We start from the raw sequence: 18,441 nt of genomic DNA on the forward strand, positions 1-18,441 counted from the left end.
CTCCGGGACCGAGGTGTACGGGACAAGCAGGCCGGCGGCCGACGGGTGCCGGTGGTCACGGGTGCCGGTGGTCACGGGTGCCGGTGGTCACGGGTGCCGGTGGTCACGGGTGCCGGTGGTCACGGGTGCCGGTGGTCACGGGTGCCGGTGGTCACGGGTGCCGGTGGTCACGGGTGCCGGCGATCCCGGCGCCACACCGGCCCGGTCTCGGCCTCGTCGACGACGGGCGCGACCGGCTGGTCCGGTCGGCGCCGCGCCGGTACGCCACCGGCACGGCCCGGGGGGGGCGCCCGGGGTGCGGTCGGCACGGCGGCCCGCTCGTCCTGAGGAGCGGGGCCGGCGCCGTGCCGCTGTCGCGGCCGCGTGGCCCGCACGTAGGAGAGCCAGGGCCGTACGTCGCCCTGTCCGCCGACGTCGAAGCCGGCCCCTGCGACGAGTCCGCCCAGCAGATCCACGCGGTTGTGCGCCGTGGCGTGGGCGCTCGCGCCGTGCACGAGGTGCCGGGCGCTCCCGTTCTCGGGTGGCCGGAACCTGACGGGCGGGGCGGCCCTGGAAGTCCGTACGCCCGGGCCCTCGTCCGGGGACGGCCGCCCGCCCCGCCCCTCACGCGTTCGAACACGCCGTGCGTATGCCGCTCTCCCGACCGAGAGAACTGTGGATTAATGGTCGTCCGGAGCGAACACCCATGCCCCGGAACGAACCTGACGAGAGCGAGTGCACGAGCATGAGACGTCCCCTGAAGCCGGCTGTCGGACTCACCTGCCTGGTGGCACTGGCCTGCGGGGGCTGCTCCTCGGGCGGGAACGGCTCCACGACGGCCGCCGGGGCCCCCGCAGCCGGCGCGTCCGCTCCGTCGTCGGGAACGTCGTCGACGCCCTTCCATCCGTACGTCAGCGCCACGACCGCCACGGACACCGACGCGACCGGCTCCCCGTCGACGTACAACCTGGAATTCGTGCTCTCCGACGGCAGCGGCTGCGCCCCGAAGTGGAGCGGCACCTACCCCGTGGGCAACTCCGCGGTGAAGTCGCGGATCTCGGCGCTGAAGGAGTCCGGCGCCGGGGTGCGCGTCTCCTTCGGCGGAGCGGCCGGGACGGACCTGTCCCAGACCTGCGACAGCGCCGCCGCGCTGGCCGAGGCGTACGGCAAGGCCCTCGACGCGGCGGACGCGACCCAGGCCGACTTCGACATCGAGGGCAAGGCGCTGACCGACTCCGCCTCGATCGCCCTGCGCTCCCGGGCGATCGCGATCCTCCAGAAGGAACGCGCCGACCTGAAGGTCTCCTTCACGCTCCCCGTCACGCCCTCCGGGCTGACGGACGACGGCCTCGCCGTCCTCGGCTCCGCCGACGACAACGACGTGAAGGTCTCCACCGTCAACATCATGGCGATGAACTACGGCACGTCGTACTCCGGCGACATGGGTGACTACGCGATCTCCGCGGCGAAGGCCGCCCACGGGCAACTGAAGGACGTCTTCGCGTCGACCGACGACGACGCCTGGCACGGCCTCGCGCTCACGGCGATGATCGGCGTGAACGACGTCCCGGGCGAAACGTTCACCCTGTCCGACGCGGCCGACGTGCGGTCGTTCGCCGAGGACAAGGGCCTGGCCTGGGTGTCGATGTGGGCGACCTTCCGGGACCGGCCGTGCGACGGCGGGACCTCGTCGGGCGGCGCACGGCCCGACTGCAGCGGGGTGGATCAGGAGAAGGGGGCGTTCGCGAAGGCCCTGGCGGGCTGAGGCACCGCTCACCCCGGCAAGCGGCGGTCACCGACGAGGGCACCGCCTTCCGCGCGCGCCCTCGTCGCCCGCCCCGGGAGCCGCGCACCCGTCCCGCCTGTCGCAGCGTGCAGCCCGCCCGTGCGCGGATCACGGTCGATGCACGGACGCGGGGGGCCGAGCAGGCCCGGACGTCCACGGGACCGGCGTGCCACAGGTGCCGTCCCGAACGCGGTGATCGAGCCGGTGACCGGGCACGGGACAGGCGCCGTCACGGCGGACGCCGTCGTCACGCGTGCGGGAGTGGGCAGCCGGGGCTCCGACGGCGAAGGGCCACGCAGCAGGGCGCGATCACCGCGGTCGCCGAGACGCCGGTCGACGGGCCGGCCGACCGTCCCGGACCCGGGTGATGTCCGCGGGGAAGCCCGCGGGCCCGGAGGAGCCCGGGGACCTGGAATCCGCCCGGGCGGTGACCGCCGGGGCTCCCGCGTCCGGGGCGGCACGGCCGACGGCAGGGCTCACGTCCCCGGAGCCAGGACCAGAAGGCGGAGCGGGCCGGGCGGCAGAGCCGGATGGGGGTCGTCCCCGGCGCTCCGCCACCCCCAGGACCGCAGGGTCTCGACGGCCGTGTCGTCCCGGGGGTCCACCAGCGTGACGCCGAGCGTGGCCCGGTGGTCGGCGAGCAGCCGCCGCTGCATGCGCCGGGCGAGGTTCCAGGGGCGGTCCTGGTGCTCCAGGCGCACCCGGGACGGAACGACGATCCCGGAGACGACGAAGAGCTCACCGGCCGCCTCCCGGGGGAGCAGCCCGCGGGGAAGGTGCCCGTCGAAGCCCTCCCACCACGAACCCGCGCCGCCCGCGGAGAACCCGTAGGCGCATCCGGTCAGGCCGGTGGTCTCCGAGATCAGCAGGGCGAACCCCGGTCGCCGCGCATCGGCCGCGAGATGCCTCAGAAAGGCGGCACGCTCCTGGTTCCACGCCCAAGGGCCGCCACCGGAGGTCTCCGCGTACAGAGCACCCAACTCCTCCAGGCGGTCCTCGACCTGACGACGGGTCAGAGCACGGAGGCGCTCCCCCTCGCGGGGCGAGGATCCCCGCTCCCGGCTCGTCCTGCCCGGAGCACGCCGACACGGGCCGCCCGGTGCGGACCTGGGCGCGGGGACGTTCGGGTTCGTCGGGGCCGTCGGAAGGAACACCTGCGCGATCATGGGGCGAGCCCTGCCCCGGCGCGGACCGAGACCGCCCCGGTGTCGTCGATCGCCGAGAGCGGCACCGGTGTCGGCGCCGGTGCGCGGCGTGCCCTCGGTACCTCCACCGTACTCCCGGCCGGACCGCCCGAAGGGTGTGCCGGGCACGCTCCCCTCACCCGGCACGCCCTTCGAGGGCGGGCCGCCGTGGAAACGCGCCGCAGCGCCGACACCGCACGCGGCGCCCCGGCCGCGACCGCGTGCGCGGTACGGGTCCGGCACCTGCCAGGAGGTCCCCGTGGAACACGAGTCCACGGCCCGGCCGGGGCGGCTGCACCTCGTCGTGGACCTCAGCGAGGTGACCTTCACCGACGGCAGCATCCTGGCGCCCCTGTGCGAGGCGTGGTCCGACTGCCATGCGCGTGACGGCCGGGTACGCGTCGTCCACGACACCCACACGACCGACCTGGTCTTCCGGTACAGCGGCCTCCTGCGCCATTTCCCCGCCTACGCCGGCGCGCAGGACGCCTGGGAGGGCCGGACGGCCGGCGACGGCGCACCGGGGCCGGTCGGGCGGCGCCGGTGACCGCACCCGGCCGGGCCGACACGCCCGTCAGATGAGGCACACCGTCCGGCAGCGGGCCGGGCGTGCGTCCGGCGCGCCGCCCGGGGCCACGCGGGAGGGCACCTCAGGGCTGCTCCCTCCGGTGCCGGGCCCGAACGCGAGCCGCGCCCTTCCGCGCCGAACGGGCAGCGCGGAAAATCTGTCATGGCGAGCCCACATCTCCTCGCCTGCCGGAGTTAGGGTTGCCGCACGACACGACACGGATGGCGCCGATTCCCTCGGAAGCGGCACCAGGCCCGCCCGGGCCCCCTCGCCGCGTCCCCGAACGAAGGTGCCATGCCAGCCGAGAAAGCCCGCGTCGCCGGCAACCTCGACGACGACGACTACCCCGCCTACACCATGGGGCGGGCCGCTGCCGCGCTCGGCACCACGCCCGCCTTCCTGCGCGCTGTGGGCGGTGCCGGACTCGTCACGCCGCTGCGCTCGGAGGGCGGCCACCGCCGGTACTCCCGGAGCCAGTTGCGGATCGTCGGCCGGGTCCGGGAACTGGTCGACCAGGGCACCCCCATCGAGGCCGCGTGCCGCATCGTCTCCCTGGAGGACCAGCTCGACGACGCCCTGCGCCTGAACCGGGAAATGCGCCGGAGACTGGACGAGCGCGGCACGGATACCTAGTCCCGCCGATGCAGAAATACGGATGCCGACGTGGTCGGAACTCCGGACGCCCCCCAATACGCATGGCCGTTTCCGTCGGACCTGTGTTAGCGTGGTTTCAGTTGCAGTTTTGGTTGCCAGAGAATTTTTTTCTTTGCAGAGCTTTCCGGATCTTTCCGGAGGGGTGATCATCGCGGCGACTCGGACCCGTAAAGTGCGGAGTTCGGCACTGCCCCCCAAAGGGAGATTCAAGTATGGCATCTGGCACCGTGAAGTGGTTCAACTCGGAAAAGGGCTTCGGCTTCATCGAGCAGGACGGTGGCGGCGCTGACGTGTTCGCCCACTACTCGAACATCGCCACCTCCGGCTTCCGTGAGCTTCAGGAAGGCCAGAAGGTGACCTTCGACGTGACGCAGGGCCACAAGGGCCCGCAGGCCGAGAACATCGTTCCCGCCTGACGCTGACGCATAACATTGCGAGCCAGGCTCGCGCAACATGTGGCTGGGGCCCGCGCTCATGGGTGCGGGCCCCAGCCCATTGTGTTTCCCCTCTTTCTTTCCGGGCATCCGGCCGTCCCGGCTTCGTCGTACGAGGCCCGGCGATTCTTTTTTCTTCGGCTCATTCTTGCGAATCCTCGCGCGGCCATCGCCGCCGGACGGAATTCCTCGATGCGCCGCATCGAGGAAGGTTCCTCCATGAACCGCACCAGCCGCACCGGTCGCGCCGGCGGTGACTCCCGTACTTCCGGTGGCTCCGGTGGCTTCCGAGCGGACAGAAGGTCCGCGGGCTCGTCCGGCTCCGCTCCGGGCGGCCGCTCCCGCAACCAGCGGTCGGGCGGGCAGGACCCCCGCCGGGGCGGCGGGCGAAAGAGCGGCCAGGGCGCACGCTCCGCCCCGCGCCCTCAGGAGTTCGCCCTGCCGGTCACCCGCACCGAACCACTGCCGGCGGTCGAGACCTTCGGCGAACTGGACATGCCGCCGAGGCTGCTGACCACGCTCGGCGCCGGCGGCCTGACCGCGCCGTTCCCGATCCAGGCGGCGACCCTGCCGAACGCCCTGGCCGGCCGGGACGTCCTGGGCCGGGGCCGTACGGGCTCGGGCAAGACGCTCGCCTTCGGCCTCCCGGTCCTCGCCCGCCTGGACGGGCAGCGGGCCCAGCCCCGGCAACCGCTCGCCCTCGTCCTCGTCCCCACCCGGGAACTGGCCCAGCAGGTCACCGACGCGCTCACGCCCTACGCGCGCGCCCTGCAGCTGCGGATCGCCACCGTCGTGGGCGGCCTGTCGATCGGCCGTCAGGCGACGGCGCTGCGCGGCGGCGCCGAGGTCGTCGTCGCCACGCCCGGCCGGCTGAAGGACCTGATCGAGCGGGGGGACTGCCGGCTGGACCAGGTCGCCGTCACCGTGCTGGACGAGGCCGACCAGATGGCCGACATGGGCTTCATGCCCCAGGTGACCGCGCTGCTCGACCAGGTCCCGTCCGGCGGGCAGCGGTTGCTGTTCTCCGCCACCCTGGACCGCAACATCGACCTCCTGGTGCGCCGCTACCTCCACGATCCCGTCGTGCAGTCGGTCGACCCGCCCGCCGGGGCGGTCACCACCATGGAGCACCACCTCCTCCACGTGCACGAGGACCACAAGCACACGGCCGCGACCGAGATCGCCGCGCGCGACGGACGCGTGCTGATGTTCCTGGACACCAAGCACGCGGTGGACCGGCTCACCAAGCACCTGCTGTCCGTCGGGGTGCGCGCCTCGGCCCTGCACGGCGGCAAGTCCCAGGCGCAGCGCAACCGGACGCTCGCCCAGTTCAAGGACGGCCACGTCACGGTCCTGGTGGCGACCAACGTCGCCGCCCGCGGCATCCACGTCGCGGGCCTCGACCTGGTGGTGAACGTCGACCCTCCCGGCGACCACAAGGACTACCTCCACCGCGGCGGCCGTACCGCCCGCGCCGGCGAGTCCGGCACCGTCGTCACCCTCGTCCTGCCGCACCAGCGGCGCGCGGTGGACCGGCTGATGACCGACGCCGGCATCACCGCGCGCACCGCCCGGATCCGTCCCGGTGAGGCCGAACTGCATCGCATCACGGGCGCCCTGACGCCCTCCGGTGTTCCCGTCACCCTGACCGCACCGGCCGGCGGACGCCGTGAGAACGACGGATCCACCGCCCGGAACCGCAGGGGCCGGAGCGCCGCCCGGACGCGTCGCTCCGCCCGGAGGAACGACGCATAGCCCGGGCACGGGGGACACGCTTCCGGCGGCCGGGCGGGGCCGACCACCGACCGACCGCCCCGACGAAGAGGAGGAGCCCTTGGCTCCGTATCCACCCCGGACCTCGCGCGGCGGCGGCGCCGGCACCGGTCCGACCGCCTGCGACGCCATGCACGCTCCCGGTCCGCAGGTCGACGAGCACATGACGGTCGACGTGGCCCGGTCCGTGCTCATCGGTGCCCGCGTCCCACACCTGCTCCTGCGGGACGAGGACGGGCGGTGCACGGGACGGGTCACCCGGGCCCGGCTCGCCGCTCACCGCGGCGGCTCCTGGTACAGCGACCGGATCCGGCTGCGGGACATCCCGCTCGACCGCGGGCCGTTCACCGCGTCCGCCGCCGTGCTCGGCGACGCGGAAGCCGCGATGCGGGACCGGACGCTGGACGCGTCCCCGGTGATCGACGAACACGGCTACGCCCTGGGCGTCCTCGCCCTCACCCCCTGACCGCCCGGCCGGCCGACGCCGGTCGTCCCCCGAGGCGTTCTTCCTCATCCCGTGGAGGCATCCATGCGCTGTGTCATCGCCCACTACCCCTTCGACCTGACCAAGAGTGAAGTCGAGCAATCGATGGACGGCATCACGCCCGAGACCGTCACCGGCGTGTCCGTGACCATCAGCCGCCGCGTCTACCCGGTGATGCAGGTCGGGGAGGCGGTCACCCGGTTGAGCCGCCGGGACTTCACCACGGGTGAGATGCGCCGGGCGCTGACCCGCCTCGGCTTCACCTGCCACGACGCGCAGCCGGCGCCGCCGGCCGCGGATCCGCGTGCCGGGAGGAACCCGCTCGGCTGGTGACGCTCCCCGCACCCGCCGGCCCATGACGTGCCGTCCACGGACAGGACGCCGAGGTGGCGGAGCCGGCCGGGGCGCCCGACGGCGCCCCGCGCCCGGGAGCGCGACGGGCGCGCCGGCCGTCGCGCTCCGCCGAGCGGTCCGGGAATGGCGCCTGACAGATCGACATCGGCATGGTTACGATGACGGCGATGAAGAACAACTCCTCGCTCGGATTGGGGGAATCGTTCGCTCAGGGTGAGTGCTGATGGCACATCACTCCGCGAACGGGATTCCGGCCCACCTGTCGATGTGGCAGCGCGTGCGCGCGTACGCCGTGCCACCGTCCATGATCGAGAACGCGACCGCTCGGCGTGCGGTCGGTGACTGGGCAGGCGCCTGCGCCGCCGCCCGGATCGACGTCGACCTCGATCTGCGCGCCGTGCGCAACCGGCACGGCTCCGACCTCGCCACCCGCCTCCGTACGGATCTGCGCCTCCTCGCGCCGGACCTGCTCCGCTGGCACATGCCCCGGATCGCCCCGGACGGGCGGCTCCGCCCCGGCCTCACCCTCTCCCTGGCCCGCCACCGCGGTTCCGGCGGCGCACCCCTGCACCTGGTGGTGCGGACGCCGCCGGCCTGGGCGGACGCGGGACAGCGCATGTCCCTGGCCCTGTGGGAGGGGCACGGGAGCGGTTCCCCGGGACAGCATCCGCATCCGCATCCGCATCCCGACCGGCGTTTCCGGCTCGACCTGCACCGGCACCTGTGGGACGGACGGCGGAGCGGCGAGCTGGGGCGGCGGAGCGGCGCGGGCGGACACCCGTCCACGGCGCCATCGCCGAACGTGCCCTCCGCCTCCGTACGGCCGCATCTGCCGGAACCTCCGGCCGGCCGCGATGCGTCGGCGTGGGCGGTGGCCGGCTGGGCCGCCGAGGCGGAGGTGCTGCTGCGGGCCGAGGGACGCCCGCCCAGGGGGGCCTTCACCGTACGGCTCGGCGCACGGAGCCGCGCCGTCCTCGAACTCGTCGCGCCCGACGACAGCCACACCCCGACGTTCCGGCCGCTGCGGGAGGCGCTGCCGCCGCAGGAGGTCGCGGCGCTCCCCCTGCTCCCGGAGGCGGCGGCCCGGGTCCTCCCGGACCTGGAACTGCTGCGGGCCGGGCTGATCACGGCCGAGCGGCTGCATCCGCTCGTCGCCGCGGCACTCACGCCGTCCGGCGCGGAGACGTCGGCCGTCCCGGCGCCGATCCCCGGTGCCGTTGCCGGGGCCGGGGATCCGCACCGGGTGACGTGCCGCGGCGAGGTGCACCGCATCGCGCTGCGGGACGGCGTCCTCACGGCGGTCGACCACGATCCGGCGCAACTGCGGCGCGAGGAACTGCTGGTGGCGCTCGGTGGGCCGGCGCTGCCGTGCCTGCGGGCCATCGACGCCGTGCACCGCAGCCCCGAGGCACTGCCGGCGGTCCGGGAACGGATCGCCCACGGTGACGCCGCCGGGGCCCTCGACGTGGTCGAGGGGCTGCTCGGCCCCGCCGCGGTGCTGCGCGACGGTCCGCTCCGGGAGGAACTGGAGTCGGCCCTGGCCCGCCGTGTCGACCACGGGCTGTTCCGATCGGGGCTGGTCGACGAACACCCCGCCGCCGGTGCGGTCGACGCGGGCGCCCCGGGCGCACGGCACGCCGAGGTGAGCCACCGCCCCCGGCTCGACCGAGCCGTCCCCCACGACATGCGCCGCAAGCGCTCCAGCCGTGCCCGGCCCCGGACCGGGCTGACCCGCTGACCCGCTGACCCGCTGACCGTCCGGCGCTTTCCGCGGGCGGCGCCGCTTTCCCACACCGCCGTACCGCGGCACCGCGCGCTCCGCGCCACGCACCCCGACGACATCCGGGACGGGCCGCCCCGTCCCCTCGACACACTCCTGGTGATGCCATGACGACCCCCAGCACACTCCTGCCCGCCCCCGCCGCGACGACTCCGGCCGCCGACCCCGCCGACCTCGCCGACGGCCGACTCGCCGTCGCCGACGGGCTCCTGGCCCTGCTGCGGACCACCGGTACCGAGCCGCGCCCCGACGAGCAACTCGAAGCACTCACCCTGGCCGTCGCCGCCGACCTGCCCGTGCTGCTCTGGGGTGAGCCCGGCATCGGCAAGACGGCGGCCCTGACACAGCTCGCGGCCTCCCTCGACCTGCCGCTGACCACGGTGATCGCCAGCGTCCACGAACCGTCCGACTTCTCCGGGCTGCCCGTCGTGGGCGACGACCCCGCGGTGCAGGGGGTACCGATGGCTCCCCCGCAGTGGGCCGTCGAGCTCGTACGGGCCGGGCGCGGGCTGCTCTTCCTGGACGAACTCTCCACCGCCACCCCGGCCGTCCAGGCGGCGCTCCTCCGCGTCGTCCTGGAACGGAGGGTCGGGGCGCTGCAACTCCCGCCGGGGGTACGGATCGTGGCCGCCGCCAATCCGCGCGCGTCGGCTGCGGACGGATGGGAGCTGAGTCCTCCGCTGGCCAACCGGTTCGTGCACCTGTCCTGGGTGCACGACCGGGACGTGGTGGTGCGCGGGCTGGGTGGGGTCTGGCCCCGGGCCGAGCTGCCCCGGCTGGTTCCGGAGCGGCTGCCGGAGGCGGTGGCCTTCGCCCGGCGCGCGGTCTGCGGCTTCCTGGAGGCCCGGCCGACGCTGATCCACCGCCTGCCGACCACCGAGACGCGGCGCGGAGGTGCCTGGCCCTCGCCGCGGAGCTGGGAGGCGGCCTTGACCCTGCTGGCCTTCGGCACGGCGGCCTCCGTGTCCCGGGAGGTGCTGGCGCTGCTGGTGCGGGGCGCGGTGGGGGACGGGCCGGGGCTGGAACTCCTCGCGCATCTGGACCGCATGGAGCTGCCGGACCCGGAGACGCTGCTGGCCGATCCGGCCTGTGCGGAGCTGCCGGTGCGGGGCGATCTGCGGCAGGCGACGCTGGAGGCGGTGGTGGCCGCCGTCGGGGCGCGACCGGAACGGGAACGGTGGGAGGCGGGCTGGGCGGTGCTGGTCCGCGCCCTGGAGACCGGCGCCCCGGACCTGCTGGTCGCACCGGCGACCACGCTGGCCGCGCTGCGGCGCGACGACTGGGAGGTACCGGAGTCGGTGGAGCGACTGGCCGGAGTGATCGGTCTCGCCCGGCGGGCGGACCGGTCGGTGGGGCGGGCCACGGCCGCCACCGGGCGGGCCGAGAGGGGGTCCCGATGACGGGGGCGGCGAAGCGTGCGGCACCTCGTCCGCTGCCGCGCCCGATGCCCCGGCCCGCGCCGCCGCGCCCGGTGCGGGCCGCCGCGCCGGGGCCGCCGGCCGGGACCCGCGCGCCGGGCGGCTCCGGTGCGCCGGCCGCCCGGCCCGGACTTTCCCTGGACCGGGAGAAGTTGCTGGCCGCCCGCCTGCACGCGGTGAAGGTCCGCCCCTATCTGGCCTCCGCGCTCTTCGCGCTGCACGTGGTGGAGGACCCGTCGGTGCCGACGATGGCGGTGGACGCGCACTGGCGCTGCTACGTGTCCCCCGGCTTCGTCGCACGTACCCCGGTGGAGGAACTGGCGGGGGTCTGGGTGCACGAGGTCTCCCACCTGCTGCGGGACCACCACGCGCGCGGCGAGCGGTATGCGCGGGAGCACGAGGCGCACGGGCCGGGCGGGCGCGGCGGGACGGGGGTCCACCCGGCCGAGGGCCGGGAGAGGCTGCGGCGGAACATCGCCGCCGACTTCGAGATCAACGACGACATCTACGGTGACGGGCTGCCTCTGCCCACCGGGGCGGTGCTGCCCGGGCTGCTGGGGCTGGCCGACGGGCTGCTGATGGAGGAGTACCTGCGGTCGGCGTCGTTGTCCGGGCTGGTCGCGGACCTGGCCTGGCTGGACTGCGGCAGCGGTGCCGACGGGCAGGCCAGGCCGTGGGAGCTGGGGCCCGACGGGGCGCACGGGCTGAGCAGGCAGCAGCGGGACGCGGTCCGCTTCCGCGTCGCGGAGGGCATCAGGGGCCGGCCGGGCGATGCTCCCGAGGGGTGGCGCCGGTGGGCGGACGAGGCGTTCCACCCTCCGCAGCCCTGGCGGCGGTTGCTGGGGGCGGCGGTCCGCTCGGCGGCGGGCTCGCCCGGTGTGGGCGAGAACCACAGCTACCGGCGGCCGTCCCGGCGTTCGGCCGGTGTCCCCGGGGTGCTGCTGCCGAGTCTGCGCCGCACGCCGCCCCGGGTCTGCGTCGTGATCGACACCTCCGGGTCGGTGAGCGACGCCGAGCTGGGCAGCGCGCTGCTGGAGGTGGCGGCGATCTCCCGGGCGGTGGGCGGGCGCCGCGACCTGGTCTCGGTGATCTCCTGCGACGCGGCGGCCGGGGTCGCCGTCCCGCTCTGCCGCGCGGAGAACATCGCTCTCGTCGGCGGCGGGGGAACGGACCTGCGCTCCGGTTTCGCCCGGGCACTGCGCTCCGGCCCGCGCCCGGACGTGATCGTCGCCCTGACGGACGGCCAGACACCCTGGCCCTCCGCACCGCCGCCGTGCCGCACCGTGGTCGGCCTGTTCCCCCGCCCCGCCGGCGCCGTGGACGAGACGGACCCCGACTACGTCCCGGACACGCCGCCGTCCTGGGCCCAGGTCGTCACGATCGGCTGAGCGGGCGCGGTGCGCGGTGGTCCGACCCGGGGGGAGGGTGCCCTCGGTGGCGGCCGGTCGGCCCCTCCCGGGGGTGCGGGGGCGCGCCGAGGTGAGGCATGCGGGCATCGTGATCGTGCCCGGCCGGGCGGATGTCGACGTGGCCCCGCCCGCCGGGCTGAGATCGACGCCGTCGCGGCGGCCACCGGCAGGGGCACCGCCGGGAGCCTGCGCTTCAACCGCACCGTCGGCGTGCCTCCGGACGCCCACCACCGCCCGTTCCGCTCACGCCCCGCACCGACCGGCCGCCGCCGGGGTGATCTGCCGCGCGTCACGGCCCTACTCGACCGCCTCCGCGGCGAGCACCTCGGCGGGGATGACCTGTTCCGTCCAGATGGTCTTGCCGGTCGGTGTGTAGCGGGTGCCCCAGCGCTGGGCGAGCTGGGCCACGATCAGCAGGCCCCGCCCTCCCTCGTCGGTGGTGCGGGCGTGGCGCAGACGCGGAGAGGTGTTGCTGGCGTCGGAGACCTCGCAGATCAGACCGCGGTCCCGGATCAGGCGGAGCCGGACCGGTCCGGAGGCATGGCGGATGGCGTTGGTCACCAGTTCGCTGACGATGAGCTCCGTGGTGAACGTCAGCTCGTCCATGCCCCACTCGGTCAGCCGGCGGACGGCGAGAGTGCGGGCCTCGGCCACGGCGGCCGGGTCGCTCGGCAGGTCCCAGGAGGTGACCCGGTCCGGGGCCAGGGCGTGGGTCCGGGCGAGGAGCAGGGCCGCGTCGTCGGACGGGGGGCCCGTCACCAGGGTGTCGACGGCCTTGCCGCCGATGTCCTCCAGCGTCGGTCCGGGCGCGGTCAGGGCGTCGCCGAGGCGGGAGAGCCCCACGTCGATGTCGCGGTCGACGCTCTCGACGAGGCCGTCGGTGTACAGGGCGACGAGGCTGCCCTCCGGCAGTTCCAGCTCGACGGAGTCGAAGGGCAGGTACCCGAGGCCGAGGGGCGGCCCTGCGGGCAGGTCGAGAACCTCCGCCGAACCGCCGTCCGGGCCGATGATCACAGGCGGGAGGTGTCCGGCGCGGGCCAGCGTGCACCGCCTGCTGACCGGGTCGTAGACGGCGTACAGGCAGGTGGCGCCCATGAACGCGGCACCCACGGTCTCGGCCCCGTCCTCCGCCGGTTCGCTGCCGTCGGGAGACCCGATGAGGCCGATGACCAGGTCGTCCAGGTGGGCGAGCAGTTCGTCGGGGGGAAGGTCCAGGTTGGCGAGCGTGCGGACCGCGGTGCGCAGGCGCCCCATGGTGGTCGCCGCGTTCATGCCGTGGCCGACGACGTCCCCGACGACCAGGGCGACGCGGGCTCCGGAGAGCGGGATGACGTCGAACCAGTCGCCGCCCACGCCGCTCGGCGCGTCCGCCGGGAGGTACCAGGACGCCACCTCCAGGGCGGACCCGCCGGTCAGCTTCTGCGGGAGCAGCGAGCTCTGCATGGAACGGGCCGCGGTGCGCTCGCGGGTGAAGCGGCGCGCGTTGTCGATGCTCACCGCGGCGCGGGAGACGATCTCCTCCGCGAGGCGTACGTCGTCGTCCTCGAACGGAGCCCCCGGCCGGGACCGGGCGAACGTCGCCACCCCCAGGGTGACGCCCCGTGCCCGGACGGGGACGACCATCAGCGAGCGGAAGCCGAAGCCGCGGATGGCGGCGCCCAGGGAGTGGTCCTCGGTCACCCAGGCGCTGGTGTCCGGGTCCAGGGTCCGTTCCACCAGGGTCCTGCTCTCCAGCAGGCAGCGGGTCACGGGGGACGAGGGGGCGCGCCGTACCGTCTCCCCCACGGCCAGGGTCGCCTCCGGGGAGCCGTGGCGTACCGACCGCTGGCCCGCGCGGCGGATGACGGGTGTCATGTCGACGGGTCCGGGCGCGGGCTCCTCGCCCCGGATCACGGCGTCCAGCACGTCCACGGCGACGAAGTCGGCGAGGGCCGGCACGGCCTCGTCGGCCAGTTCCTGCGCGGTCCGCGTCACGTCCAGCGTGCTGCCGATCCGGGCACCGGCGTCGTTCAGCAGGGCGAGGCGCTCCTGTGCCCGCCAGCGCTCGGTGACATCGATGATCATGTACCAGATGCCCACCTGCCGGCCCTGGCGGTCCGTCATGGCGAAGAAGGACGCGGAGTACGCCCGCTCCCGGGAGGGGTCGGCGCGGCTGGCGCCGCGGAACTCGTGGTCCATCACCGGCTCCCCGGTCCGCAGGACCGACCGCATCCGCTCCTCGAAGGCCTGCGCGTCCTGCCCGGGCAGCACCTCCCCCACCTCCCGCCCGAGCCGCTTCTCCAGCGGGATCATGCGGTCCAGCGGCTTGTTCACCCAGACGTAGCGCAGGTCCAGGTCCAGGACGGCGATGCCGACCGGGGCCTGGGCGAGGAACGGGGTGAGCATGAGCTGGTTCACCCCGCCGCCCGGCATCCGCCAGAAGGCCCGTTTCGGCGGCCGGCCGACGAACCTGCCGAAGACCAGGGCCGCGAGGGTGGCGATCAGCACGCCGGGGACCATCTCGTAGATGCCCGACTCGAACGGCCCGAGCACCGGGTTGACCCGCTTCCACAGCAGCACGGTGGCCGCCCCCGACACGATCCCGGCCATGGCCCCCGCCCAGGTCATGCGCGGCCAGTACAGCGAGAGCAGGACGACCGGGCCGAAGGCGGCCCCGAAGCCCGCCCAGGCGTAGGCGACGATGCTCAGCAGGCCGTCGGCTCTGAGCGCGATCACGAAGGCGACCACGATGACCACGACGACGGCGCCCCGGCCGACCCACACCAGTGCCTTGTCCGAGGCACGCCGGTTGAACAGGGCGCGGTAGAAGTCCTCGGTGAGGGCCACGGACGACACCAGGAGCTGGCTGTCCGCGGTCGACATGATCGCGGCCAGTACGGCGATCAGCATCACCCCGGCGATCCAGGGGTTCAGCAGGGTCCGGCTCAGGACGATGTACACCGTGTCCGGGTTGGCCAGCGGTGCGTCGAGGCGCGCGATCCCGACGAGACCGACGAGGGTGGCGCCGCCGAGCACGACGACGACCCAGCCGGTGCCGATGCGGCGGGCCGCGGGGATGGAGCGGATGCTGCGGATGCCCATGAAGCGGGCCAGGATGTGCGGCTGCCCGAAGTAGCCGAGGCCCCAGGCGAGCAGGGAGACGATCGCGACGACGCCGAGCGGCCCGCCCGGCGACCACTGGCCGCCGGAGTAGTGGACCTCGGTGCCCATGTCCAGCAGTCCGGGCGCCTTGGCGTCGAGGGCGTCCCCCAGGTCGCCGAAGCCGCCGAGGGCGGCGATGCCGGTCAGCGGGAGCACGAGCAGGGCCAGGAACATCAGGGAGCCCTGCATGACGTGCGTCAGGCTCACGGCGAGGAATCCGCCCAGGCAGGAGTAGATGACGATCACCAGGGCGGTGAGGGTCACCCCGAGTCCGAAGCGGATGTCGAAGACGTTCTTGAACAGCAGTCCGCCGGCCACGAGCCCGCTGGCGACGTAGACGGTGAAGAACACCAGGGTGACCGCGGCCGAGGCCATCCTGAGCACCCGGGTGCGGTCCTCGAACCGCTGCTCCAGGTACGCGGACAGACTCACGGCGTTTCCGGCGCGCTCGGTGTAGGTGCGCAGCCTCGGGGCGACGAACAACCAGTTCAGGTAGGTGCCGACGATCAGTCCGACGGCGATCCAGCTGGCGCCGACGCCGGCGGCGTACACCGCTCCGGGCAGGGCGAGGAACAGCCAGCCGGACATGTCGGACGCGCCCGCGGACAGGGCGGCGACGAAGGCGTTGAGCCGGCGGCCTCCCAGGGCGAAGTCGGCGAATGTGTGCGTGCGGGTGTACGCCCAGACACCCGTTCCGATCACAGCGGCCACATACACCAGGAATGTGGTCACGATCGGCGCGCTCAAGTCGAACATATGTCCTCGCCTGCGAGGCTCATGCGTGCCGGCGCGGCCGTCGGCGCGCCGGGCAGCGGTGTGCCCGGCGGTACAAATCTACAGAACGAGGTCGTCGGGGGGCGACTCGTCGGACCGACCGCGCGGAAGCGGCACCCCCACGAGGCGCGGGACGCACGCGGCGGGAGGCGGGAGACGGCGTTCGGGGGACCGCTCAGAGGCCCGCGCGGTCCAGGGCGCTCTGCAGCGACTGCCGGTAGCCCGCACTGGTGTACGTGGCGCCGGACACCGTGTCGATCTGCGCACTCTGCGCCCGGAGGGTCTCCTGGTCGAGCTTGGGGACGGCCATGGAGGAGATGTCCCTGCTGCGCGCCGCGTCGTCGGGGTACTGGACGGCGGTCGACCCGGTGATCCTGCTGCCGCTGAGGGTGATCCGCACCTGGACCGGGCCGTACTTGGTCTGGACCGTGGCGCCGGTGACCGAACGCGTGACGGGCGCCGCCGTCGTGGTCTTCGGGGCGGAGGGGGCGCTGCTCGTCCGCGCCGGGGCGGCCGGTGCGCTGGACGCGGACGCCGTCGCCGTGGACGAGGGCCCGGCGGAGTCCTTCCCGGGCGTGTCGCTCGGCGAGGCCGACCCGGACGGAGCGGCGGACGGAGAGGCGGTGGCGGAGGCCGACGGGGTGGCGGGCGCGGAGGCCGCGGCCGTGATCCCGATCTGCGCCCGTCCGGCCTGGGCCAGCGAGGGGTCCGTGGTGGGCTTCAGCGCGAGCAGCAGCACCAGGCCGGACACCGTGCCGACGGTGGCGAGCAGGGCGTGGCGGAAGGGATGTTTCTTTCTCATGGGGTTTCCAGCGCATCGGGGGCGGCGGCTGTCACGGGCGGCCCGCCTCAGAACTCGAAGGACTCGTGGTGGATGCGGCGGTGCGGGACGCCGGCCTCGCGCAGCGCGGCGTACGACTCCTCGGCCAGTCCCGGCGGCCCGCACAGGTACACGTCGTGACGGGCGATGTCCGGCAGGATCCTGCGCAGCGCCTTCGCGGTGACGGTGGGGCGCCGCCCCTCCGGGCTGTTGACCGCGTACAGCAGCCGGGCTCCCCGGGCGTCCGCGATCTCCTCCAGTTCGTCCCGCAGCGCCAGCTCGTCGGCGGTGCGGGCCCGGTAGAGCAGGGTCAGGTCCCCCGGGGCTCCGGGCAGTGTCTCGAACAGCGCCCGCAGCGGTGTGATGCCCGCGCCGCCGGCGATCAGCAGCACCTTGCCGCGCCTGCGGCGGGCCGCGGTCATCGCGCCGTAGGGCCCTTCCGCCCACACGCGCGTGCCCGGCCGCACCCCGGCGAGCGCCGCACTGTGCCCGCCGACGGCCTTGACGGTGATCCGCAGCAGGTCGGGGCGGGGCGGGGCCGAGAGCGAGTAGGGGTTGGCGCTCCAGCGCAGCCCCGGGGCGAGGAAGCGCCAGCGGAAGAAGTGGCCGGCCTCCGCTCCGAGGCGGTGCAGCCGCCGGCCCCGGATGAGGACGGAGACCACACCCGGTGCCTCCTGCACGACCGAGTCGACCCGCATGCGGTGCCGGAGGTTGAGCCGTACCGGGGTGAGCACCCGGTACCACAGGACCAGGGCGCCGACCGTGAGGTACAGGGCGTACCAGGCGGTGCGGGCGGCGGCGTCGGCGACGAACTCGTCGCCCGTCGCGAGCTGGTGCCAGAAGGCGAGGTACACCGCGGCATAGGTGAGCAGATGCAGGTGGTACCAGAGCTCGTAGCGCATGCGACGGCGCACGGCACCGACGGACACGAGACCGACGAGGAAGAGGATCAGTGTGCCCGCGGTCGCTTCGAGCATCCTCGGGTAGCCGGTGACGACGGAGACGGTCTGCTCGCGGATGCCGGTGTCCGACTGCAGCGCGTACCCGTACAGGGTCAGCACCACGTGCACGAGGGTCAGGCACAGTGCGTAGCGGCCGGTGCGCGCGTGCCAGCGGACCGCGCGGTCGGAACCGACCCGGCGTTCGAGGGCCGGGATGCGTGCCATCTGGGCGATCACGAGGGCGATCGCCCAGCCGGCGAGCAGTCCGGTGATCCGGCCCGCGTTGACCATCCGGTCGGCGGCGGTCGCGGCGACGGCGGGAGTGTTGTGCCACCACAGCCACAGCACGGCGGCCGGGCCCGTCCAGAAGATCGCGAGCAGGGGGGCCGTGGGTGTGCGCCGGGGGCGGATCCGGCGCATGGCCTGCCGTCGTCCCGCCCGGCTGTGCTGGATCGTCGTCAAGGCTGATCTTCCTCTTCCGGCCTTGCAGTCCCGGCACCGTACATCGGCCAGTGGCTGAAAATCGTCGGTTGTGGTGAAGGGCACCGTTCCGGTCGGCCCCGGGGCGGGCGGCGGGGGCAGCACCTGCCTCCCGCGGCCACCTCTCCCAGCGGACGGGCGGAGCCGGGCGTCACCGGCCGCCGCAGGCACCGCCGGACGGAACCACCGCCGGACGGGACGGTCGCGCCCCGACTTCCGCGGGCAGTTCCCCCTGCCCGGGGCCGGCGCCGGCCCCGGGCTCCGAGCGGGCCTGCCGCTCGCGTGCTCCGGCTGCGTGGTCCGCGCCGTCGCCCCGGGGCGCGGTGAGCGCCATGGCCGGGACGCGGGGAGCGCCGGACGAGCCCGACGACCGGGTGGCCGGCCCGACCCACTGCCGCGGACGGGGCAACGCCCCTGTGGCGGTGGGTCGTCCATGGCCGTGCGGGGAACAGTCCCGGTACG

At 74.5% G+C, this 18,441-nt stretch carries 15 protein-coding genes; 10 read left to right on the plus strand and 5 right to left on the minus strand.

Going from position 1 to position 18,441, the window contains the following annotated elements; translation table 11 throughout:
- Positions 1–167 precede the first annotated feature (167 nt).
- Complete coding sequence (locus JS756_RS30915) at positions 168–494, minus strand: hypothetical protein (protein WP_205386572.1); 327 nt, start codon at positions 492–494, stop codon at positions 168–170.
- A gap of 230 nt (positions 495–724) precedes the next feature.
- Here JS756_RS30915 and JS756_RS30920 point away from each other — a divergent pair, with 230 nt between their 5' ends.
- Positions 725–1,744, plus strand: coding sequence for a chitinase (locus tag JS756_RS30920; RefSeq protein WP_205386573.1), 1,020 nt, complete (start codon positions 725–727; stop codon positions 1,742–1,744).
- Positions 1,745–2,241: 497 nt separating this feature from the next.
- Here the strand turns inward: JS756_RS30920 and JS756_RS30925 are convergent, their stop codons facing one another.
- The gene (locus JS756_RS30925; RefSeq protein ID WP_205386574.1) at positions 2,242–2,745 is read right to left on the minus strand and encodes a hypothetical protein; all 504 of its coding nucleotides are present in this window, start codon (positions 2,743–2,745) and stop codon (positions 2,242–2,244) included.
- A gap of 463 nt (positions 2,746–3,208) precedes the next feature.
- Between JS756_RS30925 and JS756_RS30930 the strand changes: the two genes are divergently transcribed.
- The 9 genes from JS756_RS30930 to JS756_RS30970 all read left to right on the plus strand — a co-directional run bounded on the left by JS756_RS30930 (position 3,209) and on the right by JS756_RS30970 (position 11,802).
- Entirely contained in the window at positions 3,209–3,496 is a 288-nt protein-coding gene (locus JS756_RS30930) for an STAS domain-containing protein (RefSeq protein WP_205386575.1), read from the plus strand.
- A gap of 315 nt (positions 3,497–3,811) precedes the next feature.
- Positions 3,812–4,150 (plus strand): helix-turn-helix domain-containing protein, encoded by a 339-nt coding sequence (locus JS756_RS30935; protein ID WP_205386576.1) that lies wholly within the window; start codon positions 3,812–3,814, stop codon positions 4,148–4,150.
- Between the two features lie 233 nt (positions 4,151–4,383).
- Entirely contained in the window at positions 4,384–4,587 is a 204-nt protein-coding gene (locus JS756_RS30940) for a cold-shock protein (RefSeq protein ID WP_205386577.1), read from the plus strand.
- A gap of 237 nt (positions 4,588–4,824) precedes the next feature.
- A complete protein-coding gene (locus tag JS756_RS30945) occupies positions 4,825–6,360 on the plus strand; it encodes a DEAD/DEAH box helicase (protein ID WP_205386578.1) in 1,536 nt (511 codons plus the stop codon).
- Between the two features lie 148 nt (positions 6,361–6,508).
- A complete protein-coding gene (locus tag JS756_RS30950; protein ID WP_205386599.1) occupies positions 6,509–6,844 on the plus strand; it encodes a CBS domain-containing protein in 336 nt (111 codons plus the stop codon).
- Between the two features lie 63 nt (positions 6,845–6,907).
- The gene (locus JS756_RS30955; RefSeq protein ID WP_205386579.1) at positions 6,908–7,195 is read left to right on the plus strand and encodes an SCO5918 family protein; all 288 of its coding nucleotides are present in this window, start codon (positions 6,908–6,910) and stop codon (positions 7,193–7,195) included.
- A gap of 244 nt (positions 7,196–7,439) precedes the next feature.
- The gene (locus JS756_RS30960) at positions 7,440–8,954 is read left to right on the plus strand and encodes a hypothetical protein (protein ID WP_205386580.1); all 1,515 of its coding nucleotides are present in this window, start codon (positions 7,440–7,442) and stop codon (positions 8,952–8,954) included.
- Between the two features lie 149 nt (positions 8,955–9,103).
- Positions 9,104–10,396, plus strand: coding sequence for an AAA family ATPase (locus JS756_RS30965; RefSeq protein WP_240204618.1), 1,293 nt, complete (start codon positions 9,104–9,106; stop codon positions 10,394–10,396).
- Positions 10,397–10,440: 44 nt separating this feature from the next.
- Positions 10,441–11,802 carry a vWA domain-containing protein gene (locus JS756_RS30970; protein WP_438817359.1) on the plus strand — a complete coding sequence of 454 codons (1,362 nt, stop codon included), beginning with the start codon at positions 10,441–10,443 and terminating at the stop codon, positions 11,800–11,802.
- A gap of 318 nt (positions 11,803–12,120) precedes the next feature.
- Here the strand turns inward: JS756_RS30970 and putP are convergent, their stop codons facing one another.
- The 3 genes from putP to JS756_RS30985 form a co-directional block, all read right to left on the minus strand.
- A complete protein-coding gene (gene putP, locus JS756_RS37920; protein WP_205386582.1) occupies positions 12,121–15,720 on the minus strand; it encodes a sodium/proline symporter PutP in 3,600 nt (1,199 codons plus the stop codon).
- A 193-nt stretch (positions 15,721–15,913) separates the two neighbouring features.
- Positions 15,914–16,540 (minus strand): FMN-binding protein, encoded by a 627-nt coding sequence (locus tag JS756_RS30980; protein WP_205386583.1) that lies wholly within the window; start codon positions 16,538–16,540, stop codon positions 15,914–15,916.
- A gap of 47 nt (positions 16,541–16,587) precedes the next feature.
- On the minus strand, positions 16,588–17,919 hold the full coding sequence (locus JS756_RS30985) for a ferredoxin reductase family protein (RefSeq protein ID WP_205386601.1): 1,332 nt from the start codon (positions 17,917–17,919) through the stop codon (positions 16,588–16,590).
- Positions 17,920–18,441: the final 522 nt, after the last annotated feature.

It is taken from the genome of Streptomyces actuosus, assembly GCF_016921115.1.
GTDB classification, from domain to species: domain Bacteria; phylum Actinomycetota; class Actinomycetes; order Streptomycetales; family Streptomycetaceae; genus Streptomyces; species Streptomyces actuosus_A.

Bases quoted from the DNA above. Each gene is read 5' to 3' on its own strand.
- JS756_RS30920 (WP_205386573.1), top strand. From the start codon at position 725: ATGAGACGTCCCCTGAAGCCGGCTGTCGGACTCACCTGCCTGGTGGCA.
- JS756_RS30935 (WP_205386576.1), top strand. From the start codon at position 3,812: ATGCCAGCCGAGAAAGCCCGCGTCGCCGGCAACCTCGACGACGACGAC.
- JS756_RS30940 (WP_205386577.1), top strand. From the start codon at position 4,384: ATGGCATCTGGCACCGTGAAGTGGTTCAACTCGGAAAAGGGCTTCGGC.
- JS756_RS30945 (WP_205386578.1), top strand. From the start codon at position 4,825: ATGAACCGCACCAGCCGCACCGGTCGCGCCGGCGGTGACTCCCGTACT.
- JS756_RS30950 (WP_205386599.1), top strand. From the start codon at position 6,509: ATGCACGCTCCCGGTCCGCAGGTCGACGAGCACATGACGGTCGACGTG.
- JS756_RS30955 (WP_205386579.1), top strand. From the start codon at position 6,908: ATGCGCTGTGTCATCGCCCACTACCCCTTCGACCTGACCAAGAGTGAA.
- JS756_RS30960 (WP_205386580.1), top strand. From the start codon at position 7,440: ATGGCACATCACTCCGCGAACGGGATTCCGGCCCACCTGTCGATGTGG.
- JS756_RS30965 (WP_240204618.1), top strand. From the start codon at position 9,104: ATGACGACCCCCAGCACACTCCTGCCCGCCCCCGCCGCGACGACTCCG.
- JS756_RS30970 (WP_438817359.1), top strand. From the start codon at position 10,441: ATGCCCCGGCCCGCGCCGCCGCGCCCGGTGCGGGCCGCCGCGCCGGGG.
- putP (WP_205386582.1), bottom strand. From the start codon at position 15,720: ATGTTCGACTTGAGCGCGCCGATCGTGACCACATTCCTGGTGTATGTG.
- JS756_RS30980 (WP_205386583.1), bottom strand. From the start codon at position 16,540: ATGAGAAAGAAACATCCCTTCCGCCACGCCCTGCTCGCCACCGTCGGC.
- JS756_RS30985 (WP_205386601.1), bottom strand. From the start codon at position 17,919: ATGCGCCGGATCCGCCCCCGGCGCACACCCACGGCCCCCCTGCTCGCG.